Genomic DNA, 17,850 nt, shown 5'->3' with positions numbered 1-17,850 from the left:
ACGGCAGCACCGGAATCTGACGGCCCGTCGGGCTCGATCTCCGGTATCCGGACTGCTCAACGGCATGGCTGGCATATGCTGCTGGGCGGCCCGGCCCTCGACCACCCAGCAAAGGGGCCACCACACCCTCAGCAGGAGAGCCCGTGAGCCACGACCACGACATCGACCCCGCACCCCTGCCGGTGGCGGTGATCGGCCTCGGCGACATCGCGCAGAAGGCGTACCTCCCGGTGCTCACCGCCCAGCCGGGCCTCGACCTGAGGCTGATGACCCGCGACCGCGCCAAGCTGGACCGCCTCGGCGACGCCCACCGGATCGCGCACCGCTACACCGACCTCGGCGAGGTCATCGACAGCGGGATCCGGGCCGCCTTCGTGCACGCCTCCACCAGCCAGCACGTCCCGATCGTCGAGCAGCTGCTGACCGCCGGCGTCGACGTCTACGTGGACAAGCCGCTGGACCACACCCTGGACGGCGCCCGCCGGCTGGTCGACCTCGCCGAGCAGGCCGACCGTTCGCTGCTGGTCGGCTTCAACCGCCGGCACGCCCCCGGCTACCTGCTCGCCCAGGAACGGCCGCGCGACCTGATCGTGCTTCAGAAGCACCGCGAGGGACTCCCGGAGTCCGCCCGCTCCGCCGTCTTCGACGACTTCATCCACGTGGTCGACACCCTGCGCTTCCTGGTGCCGGGCGAGATCGAGCACGTGGACGTCCGCTCCCGCAGCCGCGACGGCCTGATGGAGCACGTCGTGCTCACCCTGGCGGGCCAGGGCTTCACCGCCCTCGGCATCATGAACCGGATGAGCGGCGCCACCGAGGAGGTGCTGGAGGTCTCCGGCGGCGACTCCAAGCGCAGCGTCATCAACCTCGCCGAGATCGTCGACTTCCGCGGCCAGCCGACCGTCCGCCGCCGCGGCGACTGGGTGTCGGTCGCGCGCCAGCGCGGCATCGAGCAGATCGTGCTGTCCTTCCTGGAGTCCGTCCGGGCCGGCAAGGTGCTCTCCGCGCGGGACGCGCTGCGCACCCACGACCTGTGCGAGCACGTCGTCGAGCAGATCGAGGCCCAGGCCTGACGGTCCGCCACCGGCCGGTGGCGGTCGCGGCGGCGCCCCCGGCCGGCCCGTGGAGCGGGCCGGCCGGGGGCACCCGTGCGCGAGGCTCAGCTGTTGGTGCAGACGTTGCCGGCCGTCGGGTTCAGCAGGCCGATCAGGTTGATGCTGTTCCCGCAGGCGTTGACGGGAATGTGGATCGGAACCTGAACCACGTTGCCGGACAGCACGCCCGGGGAGTCGGTGGCTGTGCCGACGGCGCTCGCGTCTGCGTTGGCCGCGCCGGCCGCGCCGAGCACGAGAGCACCGGCGGCGACGGTCAGCGCGAGAGCCTTGCGGATGTCCTTCACGGGCTTCTCCAATTCGGGAGGGGACGTTCCTGGGTGGAACCCGGGCGCCGGGCCGACGGCCTGCCGGCCGGGCGGCGCCCGACACCCAGTCTCGGCACGGCGGGGCGGAACGGTCCTCCGGGCGCGCGCGAGGTTCGCCCGCCCGGGTGGGAATCTCCGCGCCCACTGGGCCATCGGCGGTACTCGGGACCCCGCTTCTGATTACGGGCTGTGACGACCCGTCGGATTCGGGCCCGCACCACCCCCGTACGGCCCCGGCCCTCGCCGGACGAACCGTTCCACCGGGCCGCCCGCCGATCGGAGTTCCGAGGCGGCCGGGAACCGGCTCCGGAACCGGTTCCGGGCCAAAACAAGCATGCATGCTTGATTTATTCACGGGCCGCTGCCAGGCTGCTGCACGACCAGCGCAGGGGAGGCGGACATGCTCAGGATCGGCAATGCGTCCGGGTTCTACGGCGACCGGTTCGCCGCGTTCGAGGAGATGCTCACCGGCGGACCGCTGGACGTGCTGACCGGCGACTACCTCGCCGAGCTCACCATGCTCATCCTCGCCCGCGACCGGCTGAAGGACCCGGGCCTCGGCTACGCCAAGACCTTCCTCCGGCAGGCCGAGCAGTGCCTCGCGCTCGCCGCCGAACGCGGCGTCAAGCTCGTCGTCAACGCCGGCGGACTCAACCCCGCCCGGCTCGCCGAGGCGGTCGCCGACCTCGCCGCCAAGCAGGGCCTCGCACTGCGCACCGGCCACGTCCTCGGCGACGACCTGCTCGCCCGCGCCGCGGAGTTCGGCCCCCGGCCCGGCCTGCTCGCCGCCAACGCCTACCTCGGCGGGGCCGGCATCGCCGCCTGCCTGCGCGGCGGCGCCGACGTCGTCGTCACCGGCCGGGTCACCGACGCCGCGCTCGTCACCGGCCCCGCCATGGCCCACTTCGGCTGGGGACCCGACGACCTCGACCCGCTCGCCGGCGCCGTCGTCGCCGGCCACGTCCTCGAGTGCGGCGCGCAGGCCACCGGCGGCAACTACGCCTTCTTCCGCGAGCACCTCGGCCCCGGCGCCGACCCCCGCCCCGGCTTCCCGCTCGCCGAGATCCACGCCGACGGCAGCAGCGTCATCACCAAGCACCCCGGCACCGGCGGCGCCGTCACCGTCGAGACCGTCACCGCCCAGCTGCTCTACGAGACCGCCGGACCGCGCTACGCCGGACCGGATGTGACGGTCCGCCTGGACACCGTCCGGCTCGCCCAGCAGGGGCCCGACCGGGTGCTCGTCGAGGGCGTCCGCGGCGAGGCGCCGCCGCCCGGCCTCAAGGTCGGCCTCAACCGGCTCGGCGGCTACCGCAACGAGGTCGTCTTCGTCCTCACCGGCCTCGACGTCGAGGCCAAGGCCGACCTGGTGCGCCGCCAGTTCGAGCAGGCGCTCACCCGCCGGCCCGCCGAACTCCGCTGGACCCTCGCCCGCACCGACCACCCCGACGCCGACACCGAGGAGGCGGCCTCCGCGCTGCTGCGCCTCACCGTCCGCGACCCCGACGAGCGGGCCGTCGGCCGGGCCGTCGGCGCCGCCGCCGTCGAACTCGGCCTCGCCGGCTACCCCGGCTTCCACCTCACCGCGCCGCCCGGCCCCGGCACCCCGTACGGCGTCTTCGAGACCGCGTACACCGACCGGCGCGGCGTCCCGCACACCGCGGTGCTGCCCGACGGCACCGCCCGGCCCGTCCCCGCACCCGACCGCACCCGGCCGCTCGAACCGCTCGCCGAACCGCCGCTGCCGGAGCCGCTGCCCGCCGGGCCGACCCGCCGCGCCCCGCTCGGCCTGGTCGCCGGCGCCCGCAGCGGCGACAAGGGCGGCGACGCCAACCTCGGCGTCTGGGCCCGCACCGAGGACGGCTGGCGCTGGCTCGCCCACACCCTCACCACCGACCTGCTGCGCCGACTGCTCCCCGAGACCGCCGCACTGACGGTGGAACGGCACCTGCTGCCCAACCTGCGGGCCGTCAACTTCACCATCGCCGGGCTGCTCGGCGAGGGAGTCGCCGCACAGGCCCGCTTCGACCCGCAGGCCAAGGCGCTGGGGGAGTGGCTGCGCTCCCGGCACCTCGACATCCCGGAGGCCCTCCTGTGACCGTCCTCCCCACCCGCCTGGACCCCGGCGGCGCCGAGCACACCGCCCACCGGGCCGCGATGCTGGAGAAGCTCGCCGCCCTCGACGCCGAACACGCCAAGGCGCTGGCCGGCGGCGGCCCCCGCTACGTCGAGCGGCACCGCAACCGCGGCAAGCTGCTCGCCCGCGAGCGGATCGAACTCCTCCTCGACCAGGACTCGCCGTTCCTGGAACTCTCCCCGCTCGCCGCCTGGGGCAGCGACCACCCGGTCGGCGCCGCCCTGGTCACCGGCATCGGGGTGATCGAGGGCACGGTCTGCGTCATCACCGCCAACGACCCGACCGTGCGCGGCGGCGCCAGCAACCCGTGGACGCTGAAGAAGGCGCTGCGGGCCAACGAGGTCGCCCTGCACAACCGGCTGCCGCTGGTGAACCTGGTCGAGTCCGGCGGCGCCGACCTGCCCAGCCAGAAGGAGATCTTCATCCCCGGCGGGGCGCTCTTCCGCGACCTCACCCGGCTCTCCGCCGCCGGCATCCCGACGATCGCCGTCGTCTTCGGCAACTCCACCGCCGGCGGCGCCTACGTGCCCGGCATGTCCGACCACACCGTGCTGGTGCGCGAGCGCGCCAAGGTCTTCCTCGGCGGCCCGCCGCTGGTGAAGATGGCCACCGGCGAGGAGGCCGACGAGGAACGGCTCGGCGGCGCCGACATGCACGCCCGCACCTCCGGCCTCGCCGACCACGTCGCCGAGGACGAGCCGGACGCCTGCCGGATCGCCCGCCGGATCGTCAAACGGCTGCACTGGCAGCGCAGCGGCCCGCTGCCCGACACCACCGCCGAGCCGCCGAAGTACGACGAGGAGGAGCTGCTCGGCATCGTCCCCGGCGATCTGCGGGTGCCCTTCGACCCGCGCGAGGTCATCGCCCGGATCGTCGACGGCTCCGACTTCGACGAGTTCAAGCCGCTGTACGGGCCGAGCCTGGCCACCGGCTGGGCCACCGTGCACGGCTACCCCGTCGGCATCCTCGCCAACGCGCAGGGCGTGCTCTTCAGCGCCGAGTCGCAGAAGGCCGCCCAGTTCATCCAGCTCGCCAACCAGCGCGACATCCCGCTGCTCTTCCTGCACAACACCACCGGCTACATGGTCGGCGAGGCCTACGAGCAGGGCGGCATCATCAAGCACGGCGCGATGATGATCAACGCGGTCTCCAACTCGCGCGTCCCGCACCTGTCCGTGCTGATGGGCGCCTCCTACGGCGCCGGGCACTACGGCATGTGCGGACGCGCCTACGAGCCGCGCTTCCTGTTCGCCTGGCCGAGCGCCAAGTCCGCGGTGATGGGCCCGCAGCAGCTCGCCGGGGTGCTGTCCATCGTCGCCCGGCAGTCCGCCGCCGCCAAGGGCACCCCGTACGACGAGGACGCCGACGCGGCGATCCGCGCCATGGTCGAGCAGCAGATCGAGGCCGAGTCGCTGCCCGCCTTCCTCTCCGGACGGCTCTACGACGACGGCGTCATCGACCCGCGGGACACCAGGACCGTGCTCGGACTCTGCCTCTCCGCCGTGCACAGCGGCCCCGTCGAGGGCGCCCGCGGCTACGGCGTCTTCCGGATGTAGCTTCTCGTGGAGGAACGACCCAAGTGATCACCTCTCTGCTGGTCGCCAACCGCGGCGAGATCGCCCGGCGGATCTTCCGCACCTGCCGCGACCTCGGCATCGCCACCGTCGCCGTGCACTCCGACCCGGACGCCGACGCCCCGCACGTCCGGGAGGCCGACACCGCCGTCCGCCTCCCCGGCGCCGCCCCCGCCGACACCTACCTCCGGGCCGACCTGCTGATCGCCGCCGCCCGCGCCGCCGGCGCGGACGCCGTCCACCCCGGCTACGGCTTCCTCTCCGAGAACGCCGACTTCGCGCAGGCCGTCCTCGACGCCGGACTCGCCTGGATCGGGCCGCCGCCCGCCGCGATCGCCGCCATGGGCTCCAAGACCGCCGCCAAACGGCTGATGGCCGCGGCCGGCGTGCCCGTCCTCACCGTCGGCGCCGACCCCACCGAGGCCGACCTGCCGCTGCTCGTCAAGGCCGCGGCCGGCGGCGGCGGACGCGGCATGCGGATCGTCCGCGACCTCGCCGAACTGCCCGCCGCGCTCGCCGCAGCCCGCGCCGAAGCCCTCTCCGCGTTCGGCTCCGACGAGGTCTTCTGCGAGCCGTACCTGCCCACCGGCCGGCACGTCGAGGTCCAGCTGATGGCCGACACCCACGGCACCGTGTGGGCCGTCGGCGACCGCGACTGCTCCCTGCAGCGCCGCCACCAGAAGGTGATCGAGGAGGCCCCCGCCCCCGGCCTCACCGTACGGCAGCGCACCGAACTCCACCGCGCCGCCGTCGACGCCGCCCGGGCCATCGGCTACGTCGGCGCCGGAACCGCCGAATTCCTGCTCGCCCCCGACGGCCGGCTCGCCTTCCTGGAGATGAACACCCGCCTCCAGGTCGAACACCCCGTCACCGAATGCGTCACCGGCCTCGACCTGGTCGCCCTGCAGATCGCCGTCGCCGAGGGCGAGGCCCTGCCCGCCGAACCGCCCGCCACCACCGGCCACGCCGTCGAGGCCCGCCTCTACGCCGAGGACCCGGCCCGCGACTGGCAGCCCCAGACCGGCACCCTGCACCGCCTCGCCCTCGCCCACCCGCACACCGAATTCACCACCGGCGGGACCCCCGCCGGGCTGCGCCTGGACTCCGGCGCCGACGACGGCACCACCGTCACCGTGCACTACGACGCCATGCTCGCCAAGGTCGTCGCCTGGGCCCCCACCCGGGCCGCCGCCGCCCGCCGGCTCGCCGACGCGCTCGGCCGCGCCCGGATCCACGGCCCCGCCACCAACCGCGACCTGCTCGTCCGGGCCCTGCGCCACCCCGCCTTCCTGGAAGCCCGACTGCACACCGGCTTCCTCACCGAACACGCAGCCGACCTCACCGCCCCCGACGGCAAGGACACCCCGCTCGCCGCCCTCGCCGCCGCCCTCGCCGACGCCGCCTCCCGCCGCACCGCGCTGCCCTCCGGCTGGCGCAACCTGCCCTCCCAGCCGCAGGTCAAGCGGTACCGCGCCGCCGACGGCGGCGAATGGGAGGTCCGCTACCGGATCGGCCGCCACGGGCTCGACGCCGAGGGCCACCCCGGCACCCGGCTGCTCCACTCCGCCCCGGACCTGGTTGTCCTGGAGACGGACACCCTGCGGCAGAGCTTCCACGTCGCCGCCCACGGCAGCGGCGTCTGGGTCGACGGGCCGAACGGCGCCACCGCCCTCACCGCCCTCGACCGCTTCCCCGACCCGGCGCAGCGGACCGACCCCGGCGCCCTGCTCGCCCCCATGCCCGGCACCGTCGTCCGCACCGCCGCCGCGGTCGGCGACACCGTCACCGCCGGACAGCCGCTGCTCTGGCTGGAGGCGATGAAGATGGAGCACCGGGTCACCGCCCCCGCCGACGGGCTGCTCACCGAACTCCGCGTCGCCCCCGGCCAGCAGGTCGAGCCCGGCGCCGTCCTCGCCGTCGTCCAGCCCGCCTGAGCCCCGCACACCCCGTACACCCCTCGCACCCTGCACGGCACCCCACCCTCACCGCCCGGAAGGACGCCGCATGTCCGCACCGCGCACCACCGCAGGCACCCTCGTCGAGACCCCCGAACAGCAGGCCCTGCGCCGGGCCGTCGCCGACCTCGCCGCCCGCTTCGGCCCCGCCTGGTTCCAGGCCAAGGCCCGCGCCGGCGAGTACGCCGACGAACTGTGGGCCGAAGCCGGCAAACTCGGCTACCTCGGCGTCAACCTGCCCGCCGAGTACGGCGGCGGGGGCGCCGGCATCACCGAACTCGCCATCGTCCTCGAAGAGCTCGGCGCAGGCGGCTGCCCGCTGCTGATGCTCGTCGTCTCGCCCGCCATCTGCGGCACCGTCATCGCCCGCTACGGCACCGAGGAACAGCGCCGCCGCTGGCTGCCCGGCCTCGCCGACGGCACCCGCCGGATGGCCTTCGGCATCACCGAACCCGACGCCGGCTCCAACTCCCACCGGATCGCCACCATCGCCCGCCGTGACGGCGAGGACTGGCTGCTCACCGGCCGCAAGGTCTTCATCTCCGGCATCGACCACGCCGACGCCGTGCTCTTCGTCGCCCGCACCGAGGACGCCCGCACCGGGCGGCTGCGGCCCTCGCTCTTCGTCGTCCCCCGGGACACCCCCGGCTTCGAGTACCGGGCCATCCCGATGGAGCTGGTCGCCGCGGAGAAGCAGTTCCAGGTCTTCCTGGACGACGTCCGGCTGCCCGCGGACGCCCTGGTCGGCGACGAGGACGCGGGCCTGCTGCAGCTCTTCGCCGGCCTCAACCCCGAACGGATCATGACCGCGGCGTTCTCCATCGGCGCCGCCCGCCGCGCCCTCGACACCGCCGTCGACTACGCCCGCACCCGCACCGTCTGGGACACCCCGATCGGCGCCCACCAGGGCGTAGCCCACCCGCTCGCCCAGTGCGCCATCGAGGTCGAACTCGCCCGGCTGATGACCCAGAAGGCCGCCCACCTGTACGACGCCGGGGACGACCTCGCGGCGGGCGAAGCCGCGAACATGGCCAAGTACGCCGCGGCGGAAGCCGCCTGCCGGGCCGTCGACCAGGCCGTCCAGACCCTCGGCGGCAACGGCCTCACCCAGGAGTACGGCCTCGCCGCCCTCCTCACCGTCACCCGCGTCGGCCGGGTCGCCCCGGTCAGCCGCGAGATGGTCCTCAACTACGTCGCCCAGCACACCCTCGGCCTGCCCCGCTCGTACTAGGAGGTCACGAGGTCAGGGGCGCGGGGAACTGCGCAGTCCGGGAGCGGGCACCACTACGGTACGGGCCGAGCCCTGATCCGTACGGTGGCCCGCATCCGAGCTGCGCAGTTCCGCCCCCAGCCTTCGGCCGGGAGGTGCCCCCAGCGCCCCTGTTTCGGCTTTGCCTCGGTTCCTCAGGTTGCCCCCCGCGCCCCTGGTGAGGTGCCCGCCCACGTAAAGGATTGCTGTACGCCCTCTGGGCTGCGGGGCGGAAAACGGGCAGGCTGTCACCCGGCAACCTGGCAGCACCGCGAGCTCCCCACGACCCCCGCCGGAGGTATGCATGGTGTTCCGCAGCGACCACCCCGAGATCGAGCCCGTCGACCTGCCGATCCACGACGCCGTCCTCGGTGACCTGAACGGCCGGGCCGAGCTGCCCGCCCTGGTCGACGGCGTCACCGGCCGCACCCTCAGCTACGCCGAGCTCGACCTCGCCGCCCGCCGGACCGCGGCCGGCCTCGCCGAGGCGGGTGTCCGCCAGGGGGACGTGGTCGCGCTGTTCAGTCCGAACACCATCGCCTGGCCGGTCGCCTTCTACGGCGCGACCCGCACCGGCGCCACCGTCACCACGGTCAGTTCGCTCGCCACCGCGGGCGAACTCGCGGGGCAGCTGCGCGACAGCGGTGCCCGCTGGATCGTCACCGTCTCCGCCTTCCTGCCGGTCGCGACCGAGGCCGCCGCCGCGCTCGCCGCCGAGGGCCGCCCGATCGCGGAGGTCTTCGTCTGCGACGAGGCCCCCGGCCAGCGCTCGCTCGCCGACCTCGCCGCGACCACCGCGGCGGAGCCCGCCCCGCGGATCGACGCCGGCGACCTCGCCGTGCTGCCGTACTCCAGCGGCACCACCGGCCTGCCGAAGGGCGTGATGCTCACCCACCGGTCGATCGGCTCGAACCTGGCGCAGACCGACTCGGTGCACGCCACCGCCGCCGGCGAGCGGATCATCGCCGTGCTGCCCTTCTTCCACATCTACGGCCTGACGGCGCTGCTCAACCACCCGCTGCGCTGCGGCTCGACCGTCGTCGTGCTGCCCCGTTTCGACCTGGAGCAGTTCCTGCGCACCATCCAGGAGCAGCGGATCGAGGGCGTCTTCGCCGCCCCGCCGATGGTCCTCGCGCTGGCCAAGCACCCGCTGGTCGACCGGTACGACCTGTCCTCGGTGAAGTACGTGCTCAGCGCCGCCGCCCCGCTGGACGCCGAGCTCGCGGACGCCGCCGCCCGCCGGCTCGGCCTGCCGCGCATCCACCAGGGCTACGGCATGACCGAGCTCTCCCCGGTCACCCACGTCGTCCCGCTGGACGACCCGGCGCCGCCGCCCGGCACGGTCGGGAAGATGGTGGCCTCCACCGAGCTGAGGATCGTCTCGCTGGACGACCCCGACACCGACCTGTCGACGGGTCAGCGCGGCGAGCTGCTCTTCCGCGGCCCGCAGGTGATGAAGGGCTACTTCGGCCGCCAGTCGGAGACCGACGCGATGCTGGACGCCGACGGCTGGCTGCACACCGGTGACGTCGGCTACGTCGACGAGGACGGCTACCTCTTCGTCGTCGACCGGGTGAAGGAGCTGATCAAGTACAAGGGGTACCAGGTCGCGCCCGCCGAGCTGGAGGCGCTGCTGCTCACCCACCCGGAGATCGCGGACGCCGCGGTGGTCGGTGTCACCGGCGAGGACGGCACCGAGCGCCCGAAGGCCTTCGTGGTGCGGGCCCCCGGCAGCGAGCTGACCGGGGCCCAGGTCCAGGAGTACGTGGCGGCGCAGGTGGCCCCGTACAAGAAGGTGCGGGCGGTGGAGTTCCTCGACGCGGTGCCGAAGTCCGCGAGCGGCAAGATCCTCCGCCGCGAGCTGCGGGCCCGCCCGTCCGCCACCGGCGCGCCCGCGATCTGAGAGGATCGGGCGCAACCGCCGTACACCGCCACCGGAAAGCCAGGCCATGACCGCCCACGCCGCCGCCCTGCGCACCCCGCAGCAGGACCGAAGCCGCGCCACCCGCCGCCGCCTGCTGGAGGCCGCCGTGGAGTGCCTGGCCGAGCTGGGCTGGCAGGGGTCGACGGTCGCCGTGGTCGCCGAGCGGGCCGGGGTGACGCGGGGCGCCGCCCAGCACCACTTCCCGACCCGCGAGGACCTCTTCACGGCGGCCGTCGAGCACGTCGCCGACGAGCGGCTGGCCCAGGTGCGGGCCAGCGCCGAGCAGCTGCCGCCGGCCGGTCCGGGGCGCACCGAGGCCGTGGTCTCCATGATCGTCCGGCTCTACACCGGTCCGCTGTTCCGCGCCGCGCTGCACCTGTGGGTGGCCGCCGCCACCGAGGACGCGCTGCGCGAGCGGATCGTCGCGCTGGAGAACCACGTCGGCCGGGAGTCCCACCGGGCCGCGGTGGAGTTCCTCGGCGCGGACGAGTCCCGGCCCGGGGTGCGGGAGACCGTGCAGGCCACCATGGACATGGCCCGGGGCCTCGGTCTGGCCAACCTGCTGACCGACGACGGGGCCCGCCGGGCCGGCATCGTCCGCCAGTGGGCCGGGCTGCTGGAGGCGGCACTGGCCGGCGGGGGACGGGCCGCGGACGGTCCGGCCGGCAGGAGACCGGCGTGCTGAGTACGAACAGACCGCGCCCGACCGGACGGCGACCCGCAGTCGCCGTCCGGCCGGGCTTTGTGCAGTCTGGTGGGGACCGGATTGGCCGGCCTCCCACCGGGAAGGTACCGGGCAGGTGAACTCCTGAAGATGCACGGATTCGACTGGACCGCCACCGACGGCGCCGGCCGCGGTGAGGCGGGCGCCGCCTCGGCGCGCCTGGCCGGACACCGGCTGGTGCCGCTCGCCACCGCCCTCCTCCAGGAGGACGGCCGCATCCTGCACTGGAGCGAGGAGGCCGAGGCGCTCTCCGGTCACTCCGCCGAGGACGCCGTCGGCTCCTACGCGGCCGAACTGCTCGTCCCCGAGGGCCGGCGGCAGGCGGCCGACGAGCTGTTCAAGCAGATCATGGCGGGCTCCGGCTGGTCCGGCATCCACCCGATCCGGCACCGGGACGGCTCCGACGTCGAGATCGAGTTCCACACCTACCCGATCGCCGGCCCCGGCGGTCAGCACCTGCTGCTGGTCACCGGCTCCGACGTGCGCGCGCTGCGCCAGGTGGAGGCGGACCTCGCCGTCCTCGACGGCATCTTCAACCAGTCCCCGATCGGGATGGCGGTCTACGACACCGACCTGCGCTTCGTCCGGCTCAACCACGCCCTCGCCAAGATCAACGGCGTGCCGGTGGACGAGCACATCGGCCGCCGGGTCTCCGGCGTGCTGCCCGGCCTCAACAGTGCCGAGATCGAGGCCGTGATGCGCCAGGTGCTCACCACCGGCCGCCCGATCGTCGACGCCCGCTCGCACGGCCGCACCCCCGGCGAGCCGCGCCGCGACCGCGCCTGGTCCGCCTCCTACTTCCGGCTGGAGGACTCCACCGGCCGGGTGCTCGGCGTCAGCTCCTCGCTGATCGACGTCACCGAACGCTTCCAGGCCGAGGCGCGCGCCGCCCGCGCCCAGGAGCGCCTCGCCCTGCTCGCCGAGGCCACCGCCCGCATCGGCACCACCCTCGACCTGCAGCGCACCGCCGAGGAGCTGATCGAGGCGGTCATCCCGCGGTTCGCCGACTTCGCCACCGTCGACCTGCTGGAGCCGGTGCTGCGCGGCGAGGAGCCCGCCCCCATCCAGCCCGACAAGCCGATCCTCGTCCGCGCCGTCGCCGTCGGCGAGGCCTACGAGGCCGGGCTCACCCGGGCCGCCGACGCCGTCGGGGCGACGACCGAGTACGACGCCCAGCGCGTCTACACCCAGTGCCTGCGCAGCGGCCGGCCGCTGCTGCGCTCGCACGTCGACGAGGAGGTGCTGCGAGGCCTGGTGCCGACCTCCGACCGGGTCGGTCCGGGCATCGCCGCGGGCGTCCACTCGTACCTGATGGTGCCGGTGCTGGCCCGCGGGATGGTGCTCGGCGGCGCCGAGTTCGTCCGCACCCGCAACCCGGAGCCGTTCACCGCGGCGGACGTGGCGCTAGCCGAGGAACTCGTCGCCCGCGCCGCCCTGGCCATCGACAACGCCCGGCTGTACCGCCGCGAGCGCGAGACCGCCCTCACCTTGCAGCGCAGCCTGCTGCCGCAGGAGATCCACCGCACCCTCGGCCTGGAGATCGCCCACCGCTACCTGCCGAGCAGCCTGGTCTCCGAGGTCGGCGGCGACTGGTTCGACGTGGTGCCGCTCTCCTGCGGCCGGGTCGCCCTGGTCGTCGGCGACGTGATGGGCCACGGCATCCGGGCCGCCGCCACCATGGGCCAGCTGCGCACCGTCGCCCGCACCCTGGCCACCCTCGACCTGCCGCCCGAGCAGGTGCTCACCCGCCTCGACGAGACCGCCAACGCCATCGGCGAGGGCCAGTTCGCCACCTGCATCTGCCTGGTCTACGACCCCGTGGACCGCACCTGCACGGTGGCCTCGGCCGGGCACCTGCCGCCCGTCCGGGTCGCCCCGGACGGCACCGCCAGCACGGTCGACCTGCCGCCCGGCGTCCCGCTCGGCATCGGCGGTGCGGGTTTCGAGAGCGTCGAGTTCACCCTGCCGGTCGGTGCGACCGTCGCCCTCTACACCGACGGACTGATCGAACGGCGGGGCCAGGACATCGACGAGGGCATCGCGCTGCTCGCCCGCACCCTGGCCGGCCGGCCGCGGACCCTGGAGGAGAGCGCCGACGCGGTGCTCGCCGCGCTGGTCGCCGAAGGCACGGACGACGACATCGCGATGATCCTCGCCCGCGCGCTGCCCGTCCCCGCCGAGCGGATCGCCACCCTCGACCTCCCCGGCGAGGGCCCGCTGCCCGCGCAGGCCCGCCGCTTCACCCGGGCCACCCTGCAGGCCTGGGGCCTCGCCGGGCACTCGGACTTCGCGGAACTGATGGTCAGCGAACTCGTCACCAACGCGCTGCTGCACGCCGACGCGCCGCGCCGGCTGCGGCTCTACCGTGACGACCGCACGCTGACCGTCGAGGTCTCCGACGCCGGCAGCCAGTCGCCGCGGCTGCGCACCTCGGCCGAGGAGGACGAGGGCGGCCGCGGGATGCACCTGGTCAGCGAACTCGCCCACCGCTGGGGCACCCGCCCCACCAAGGAGGGCAAAGTGGTCTGGGCCGAGGTCGAACTCCCTTACCGAGCCGGGTAGTTGTACGAGGAATTCGCCGATTTCCCGCACGGTGCCCGCTGCCGTGCCCGACGACGGAGGTCCGAGCACCGAGCGGCGCGCGGCCGACCGGCCCCGCGGCGGCAGAGGGGGATCCGAGCGCATGCCCGTGCACCTGGGGGAGCGGTACACGCTGTCCTTCGCGTGCCTGGCCGAGGTGAAGCCGGCCGGCACCGTGGTCACCACCCGGTGGGAGGTCGGCCGGCTGTCCTCGCCGGAGTACCTCCGCCCGCGCGAGGGCGCCGCCACGACACTCTTCCGCTGCCCGACCTGCCGGACGGACTTCACCGTCCGGGTGGAGAGCCTGGCCAAGGCCCGGGCGAAGCGGCTCGCCAACCCGGTGGCCGGCGTGGTGCTGCTCGCCCTGCTGCTGCTCTGGGTGCCGATGCCGGTGCACTACGGCGGGCAGACGGTGGACGAGCCCCGGGCCGACTCGACCGTCGGCACCATCGGCCTGCTCGTCCTGGCGACGGCCGTCTCGTTCGTCGGCGGCCTGACCGCCTTCAAGGTGGGCCGTGCCTGCACCGGGATCAACAAGCTGCGCAGGACCACCGGCGAGGGCCGGCCCTCCGTCCGGGTGAGGGGCCACGAGTTCCGGCCGTAGCGGGCGTCAGCCGCCGTCGGTGCCGCGGGACCTGACGCCGGGCCAGTCGAGGCGGAGCTGCTGGGCGCGGGGCAGCGAGGCGACCACCAGGTCGTACGAGTCCTCGATCATGTCCAGGACCAGCCGGGCGGGCAGCGAGCCGTCCAGCAGCACGGTGTTCCAGTGGCGCTTGTTGAGGTGCCAGCCGCCGGTGATCGCCGGGTGCTCGGCCCGCAGTCGGACGGCCAGGTCGGGATCGCACTTGAGGCTCACCGACAACGGCGAGCCCTCCAGCGCGCTGAGGGCGAACATCTTCCCGCCGACCTTGAACACCGAGGTCTCGGCGTTGAACGGGAAGGTCTCCTCGGCGCCGTTCAGTGCCAGGCAGGCCGTCTTGAGGGCTTCGGGCGTCATGCCCCCAGTCTGCCCCGCCGCACCGACAGCCCGTCGGACGGGCCGTCGGTGCGGCGGAGGGGTGCGGTCACGCGGTGTCCGCACCCCGCGCGCCTGCCGGCACCAGCAGGCGCAGCGCACCCGGCACCACCTCGACCTGCACCGGCAGCGGGCCGATGTACTCGCCGTCGGCGTAGGCGGTGATGCCGGGGGACTCGATGCGCAGCGAGGAGGTCCGGTGGATCTCGACCTCCTCGTGCTGCACGTGGGTGCCCTTGAAGACGGTCGGGAAGAACCGGGCCACCTTCAGCCGCGGCATCGCCCGGACGACCGTCAGGTCGAACAGCCCGTCGGCCGGGTCGGCCTGCGGGCACATCCGCATGCCGCCGCCGTAGCTGCTGGTGTTGCCCACCGCGGCGAGCACGAGGTCGCGCTCGATCACCGTGCCGTCCGCCAGCACCAGGCGGAACGGCAGCGGCCGCAGGTTGGCGAACTCGACCAGGATCGCCAGGTTGTAGCGCATCCGGCCGCGCGGCCACCGCAGCCGGTTGGTGCGGTCGCTGACCAGCGAGTCGAAGCCGGTGGCGAGCACCGAGCCGAACCAGCGCCCGGTGCCGTCCGCGGTGGTGGCCCGGCCCAGGTCGACGGTGGCGGTGCGGCCCGCGGCGATCACGTCGGCGGCCGCCTCCGGGTCGCCGAGCGGCAGCCCGTACGCCCGGGCGTGGTCGTTGCCGGTTCCGGCCGGGACGATGCCCAGCGGGGTGCCGGTGCCGGCCAGGGCCTGCAGCGCGAGGCTGATCATGCCGTCGCCACCGGCGGTGACCAGGGCGTCCACACCGCGGCCGACCGCCTCCCGGGCGAGCCGGATCGCGTCCTCGGGGTCGGCGCCCGCCGTGTTCAGCACCTCGATGCCGTGCTCCCGCAGCCGGGCGGTGGCCCGGCGGGCGGCCTTCTCGGCGTGCCCGCCGCCCGCGGCGGGGTTGGTGAGCACCATGACGCTGCGCGGCGGCCGGCCGGCCGCGGCGGCGGTCACGGGATCAGCTTGCCGGGGTTGAGGATGCCGACCGGGTCGACGGCGTCCTTGACGGCGCGGAGGATCTTCACACCGAGCGGGCCGATCTCCTGCTCCATCCACGGGCGGTGGTCGGCGCCGACCGCGTGGTGGTGGGTGATCGTGCCGCCGTTCGCCATGATGGCGTCGCAGGCGGCGCGCTTGGCCGCGTCCCACTGGGCGATCGGGTCGCCCTGCTGGGCGCCGACCACGGTGAAGTAGAGCGAGGCGCCCGTCGGGTAGACGTGCGAGATGTGGCAGAGCACCAGGCCGCCTGCGCCGAGCCCGGCCTGCAGCGCGGCCGTGACGGCCGTCCGGAGCCGGTCCAGGTTCGCCCAGTCGGTGGCGGTCTCCAGGGTCTCGCAGAGCGCGCCGCCGTCCAGCAGCGCGTCGCGCAGGTACGGGGCGGAGAACCGGCCGTGCTCCCAGCCGACGGCCGGCTCGGCGCCCAGCGAGGTGCCGCCGGCGGCGAGCATGACGGCCCGGGTCCGCTCGTGACGGGCCTCGGCCTGCTCCTTGGTGCCCTCGAAGACGGTGACGGCCAGGCAGCCGCCGGTGACCCGGGTGCCGCCGATCTTCTCGGTCATCGCCAGGTTGACGGCGGTCTCGGCCTCGTCCGACAGCCGGATCACCGTCGGGCCGGTGCCCTGCTGCTCGACGGCACGCAGTGCGGCGGCGCCGGTGGCGAAGTCGGGGAAGCTCCAGGCCTCGTGGACCTTGGCGGCGGGCAGCGGGTGGATCCGCACCCGTACCCGGGTGATGACGCCGAAGACGCCCTCGGAGCCGAGGAACAGCTCGCGCAGGTCCGGGCCGGCGGCCGAGGCGGGGGCGCGGCCCAGGTCCAGCACCCCGGCAGGGGTGACCACGCGCAGACCGCGGACCATCTCGTCGAAGCGGCCGTGGCCGGCCGAGTCCTGGCCGGAGGAGCGGGTGGCGGCGAAGCCGCCGACGGTCGCGTAGCGGAAGCTCTGCGGGTAGTGGCCGAGCTCCCAGCCGCGCTCGGCGAGCAGCTCCTCGGCGCGCGGGCCGGTGAGGCCGGCGCCGAGCACCGCCTCGCCGGAGACCTCGTCGAGCGCGTGCAGGGCGTCCAGGCGGCGCAGGTCGAGCGAGACGACGGCGCCGAAGGAGCCGCGGACGGGGTCGAGGCCGCCGACCACGCTGGTGCCGCCGCCGAAGGGCACCACGGCGATCCGGCGCTCGGCGCAGACCGCGAGGACGGCGGCGATCTCCTCCTCGCCGCCGGGCAGCAGCACGGCGTCCGGCGCGTCCTGCGGCTCGCGGCTGCGGCGGCGCAGCAGGTCCGGGGTGGACTTGCCGCCGGCCCGGGGCAGCCGGTCCGCGTCGGCCGTGCTGAGGTGCGCGGCGCCGACCACGGCGGCGAGGGCGGCGACGTCCTCGGCGGCGAGGGCGGAGGGCCGCAGCCGGACGTCCTCGGCGGCGAGCGGCGCGGCCGCGGCGTCCGCCGAGACGCCGAGGGCGGCGGCCAGCAGGCCTTTGACGTCCTCGGGGAGCGGCTTGGCGAGGGCCGGGTCGCCCCAGGCGTCCCACTTCATCGGGGGGAGGGGCAGCGCGGCGGCGCCGTCCTGACCTGCTTGCGTCTCAGATGCCATGCGTTACAGTATTACGCATTATGTCAAGCAGTAACGAGACCGGGCCGACGGGCCCCGCCGCACCGGCGACGAGCACCGACGACGCGATCCTCGACGCCGCCGCCCACCTGGTCGTCCACCTCGGCGTCCAGCGCACCCAACTGGCGGAGATCGCCCGCCGCGCCGGGGTCAGCCGGCCGACCGTCTACCGCCGCTGGCCGGACGTCCGCGCGGTCATCGGCGCCCTGCTCACCCGCGAGATCCGCCGCACCCAGGAGCAGGTCGTCCTCACCGGAGAGGACCGCGAGGCCTTCGTCGACGCCGTCGTCGAGGTCGCCGTCCGGCTGCGCGACCACCCCGTGATCGGCGCCCTGCTGCACTCCGACACGATCGTCGAGTACGTCGTCGAACGGCTCGGCACCAGCCAGCGCGGCCTGCTCGACGCCATCGGCGCCGCCGTCCTCCAGGGCCAGCGGCACGGCTCCATCCGCGCCGGCGAACCCACCGAGATGGCCGCCATGGTGCTGCTCATCGCCCAGTCCACCGTCCAGTCGCACCGCATGGTCGCGCAGCTGCTGCCCGAGCACGCCTGGCGCCGCGAACTGGCCCGCGCCCTGAACGGCTACCTCGCACCCTGACCTCCGCCGCCACCTGACGCCGCCGCCCGCCGT

14 protein-coding genes are annotated in these 17,850 nt (G+C 74.7%); 10 read left to right on the top strand and 4 right to left on the bottom strand.

Features of this window, described 5'->3' with window-relative positions; translation table 11 throughout:
• Positions 1–176 precede the first annotated feature (176 nt).
• Positions 177–1,073, top strand: coding sequence for a Gfo/Idh/MocA family oxidoreductase (locus tag AB0O09_RS07880; protein WP_363540753.1), 897 nt, complete (start codon positions 177–179; stop codon positions 1,071–1,073).
• An 86-nt stretch (positions 1,074–1,159) separates the two neighbouring features.
• Here the strand turns inward: AB0O09_RS07880 and AB0O09_RS07875 are convergent, their stop codons facing one another.
• A complete protein-coding gene (locus tag AB0O09_RS07875; RefSeq protein ID WP_363540752.1) occupies positions 1,160–1,390 on the bottom strand; it encodes a chaplin in 231 nt (76 codons plus the stop codon).
• Positions 1,391–1,820: 430 nt separating this feature from the next.
• On the opposite strand from AB0O09_RS07875, the gene AB0O09_RS07870 reads away from it, so the two are divergent.
• From AB0O09_RS07870 to AB0O09_RS07835, 8 genes are all read left to right on the top strand, one after another.
• Complete coding sequence (locus AB0O09_RS07870) at positions 1,821–3,518, top strand: acyclic terpene utilization AtuA family protein (RefSeq protein WP_363540686.1); 1,698 nt, start codon at positions 1,821–1,823, stop codon at positions 3,516–3,518.
• Positions 3,515–5,113, top strand: a complete 1,599-nt coding sequence (locus tag AB0O09_RS07865) for a carboxyl transferase domain-containing protein (protein ID WP_363540685.1) — start codon at positions 3,515–3,517, stop codon at positions 5,111–5,113. The genes AB0O09_RS07870 and AB0O09_RS07865 overlap by 4 nt, the downstream gene beginning before the upstream one ends.
• A 23-nt stretch (positions 5,114–5,136) precedes the next feature.
• The gene (locus AB0O09_RS07860; protein ID WP_363540684.1) at positions 5,137–7,065 is read left to right on the top strand and encodes a biotin carboxylase N-terminal domain-containing protein; all 1,929 of its coding nucleotides are present in this window, start codon (positions 5,137–5,139) and stop codon (positions 7,063–7,065) included.
• Positions 7,066–7,135: 70 nt separating this feature from the next.
• Entirely contained in the window at positions 7,136–8,317 is a 1,182-nt protein-coding gene (locus AB0O09_RS07855) for an acyl-CoA dehydrogenase (protein ID WP_363540683.1), read from the top strand.
• Positions 8,318–8,639: 322 nt separating this feature from the next.
• The gene (locus AB0O09_RS07850) at positions 8,640–10,238 is read left to right on the top strand and encodes an AMP-binding protein (protein ID WP_363540682.1); all 1,599 of its coding nucleotides are present in this window, start codon (positions 8,640–8,642) and stop codon (positions 10,236–10,238) included.
• Between the two features lie 46 nt (positions 10,239–10,284).
• Positions 10,285–10,944: a TetR/AcrR family transcriptional regulator gene (locus AB0O09_RS07845; RefSeq protein ID WP_363540681.1), complete on the top strand. Its 660-nt coding sequence runs from the start codon at positions 10,285–10,287 to the stop codon at positions 10,942–10,944.
• A 129-nt stretch (positions 10,945–11,073) separates the two neighbouring features.
• Positions 11,074–13,545: a SpoIIE family protein phosphatase gene (locus AB0O09_RS07840; protein WP_363540680.1), complete on the top strand. Its 2,472-nt coding sequence runs from the start codon at positions 11,074–11,076 to the stop codon at positions 13,543–13,545.
• A 121-nt stretch (positions 13,546–13,666) separates the two neighbouring features.
• The gene (locus AB0O09_RS07835) at positions 13,667–14,167 is read left to right on the top strand and encodes a hypothetical protein (RefSeq protein ID WP_363540679.1); all 501 of its coding nucleotides are present in this window, start codon (positions 13,667–13,669) and stop codon (positions 14,165–14,167) included.
• 6 nt (positions 14,168–14,173) lie between these two features.
• On the opposite strand, the gene AB0O09_RS07830 is transcribed toward AB0O09_RS07835, so the two are convergent.
• The 3 genes from AB0O09_RS07830 to AB0O09_RS07820 form a co-directional block, all read right to left on the bottom strand.
• Positions 14,174–14,560, bottom strand: a complete 387-nt coding sequence (locus AB0O09_RS07830; RefSeq protein ID WP_344625853.1) for an MmcQ/YjbR family DNA-binding protein — start codon at positions 14,558–14,560, stop codon at positions 14,174–14,176.
• Between the two features lie 67 nt (positions 14,561–14,627).
• Positions 14,628–15,533, bottom strand: coding sequence for a diacylglycerol kinase (locus AB0O09_RS07825; RefSeq protein ID WP_363540751.1), 906 nt, complete (start codon positions 15,531–15,533; stop codon positions 14,628–14,630).
• Between the two features lie 35 nt (positions 15,534–15,568).
• A complete protein-coding gene (locus AB0O09_RS07820; protein ID WP_363540750.1) occupies positions 15,569–17,143 on the bottom strand; it encodes an FAD-binding oxidoreductase in 1,575 nt (524 codons plus the stop codon).
• A gap of 77 nt (positions 17,144–17,220) precedes the next feature.
• Between AB0O09_RS07820 and AB0O09_RS07815 the strand changes: the two genes are divergently transcribed.
• Positions 17,221–17,817, top strand: coding sequence for a TetR/AcrR family transcriptional regulator (locus AB0O09_RS07815; RefSeq protein ID WP_363540678.1), 597 nt, complete (start codon positions 17,221–17,223; stop codon positions 17,815–17,817).
• Positions 17,818–17,850 lie beyond the last annotated feature (33 nt).

The sequence above is a fragment of the Kitasatospora sp. NPDC093679 genome (assembly GCF_040683455.1).
Lineage (GTDB): Bacteria > Actinomycetota > Actinomycetes > Streptomycetales > Streptomycetaceae > Kitasatospora > Kitasatospora arboriphila.
The sequence above is the reverse complement of the archived record's forward strand: the minus strand, read 5'-3'. Positions and strand labels throughout refer to the sequence as shown.

What these genes read in the sequence shown, in the direction of transcription:
- AB0O09_RS07825 (WP_363540751.1), bottom strand. Translation starts at nt 15,533, where the DNA reads ATGGTGCTCACCAACCCCGCCGCGGGCGGCGGGCACGCCGAGAAGGCC.
- AB0O09_RS07835 (WP_363540679.1), top strand. Translation starts at nt 13,667, where the DNA reads ATGCCCGTGCACCTGGGGGAGCGGTACACGCTGTCCTTCGCGTGCCTG.
- AB0O09_RS07870 (WP_363540686.1), top strand. Translation starts at nt 1,821, where the DNA reads ATGCTCAGGATCGGCAATGCGTCCGGGTTCTACGGCGACCGGTTCGCC.
- AB0O09_RS07855 (WP_363540683.1), top strand. Translation starts at nt 7,136, where the DNA reads ATGTCCGCACCGCGCACCACCGCAGGCACCCTCGTCGAGACCCCCGAA.
- AB0O09_RS07845 (WP_363540681.1), top strand. Translation starts at nt 10,285, where the DNA reads ATGACCGCCCACGCCGCCGCCCTGCGCACCCCGCAGCAGGACCGAAGC.
- AB0O09_RS07840 (WP_363540680.1), top strand. Translation starts at nt 11,074, where the DNA reads ATGCACGGATTCGACTGGACCGCCACCGACGGCGCCGGCCGCGGTGAG.
- AB0O09_RS07850 (WP_363540682.1), top strand. Translation starts at nt 8,640, where the DNA reads ATGGTGTTCCGCAGCGACCACCCCGAGATCGAGCCCGTCGACCTGCCG.
- AB0O09_RS07830 (WP_344625853.1), bottom strand. Translation starts at nt 14,560, where the DNA reads ATGACGCCCGAAGCCCTCAAGACGGCCTGCCTGGCACTGAACGGCGCC.
- AB0O09_RS07820 (WP_363540750.1), bottom strand. Translation starts at nt 17,143, where the DNA reads ATGAAGTGGGACGCCTGGGGCGACCCGGCCCTCGCCAAGCCGCTCCCC.
- AB0O09_RS07815 (WP_363540678.1), top strand. Translation starts at nt 17,221, where the DNA reads ATGTCAAGCAGTAACGAGACCGGGCCGACGGGCCCCGCCGCACCGGCG.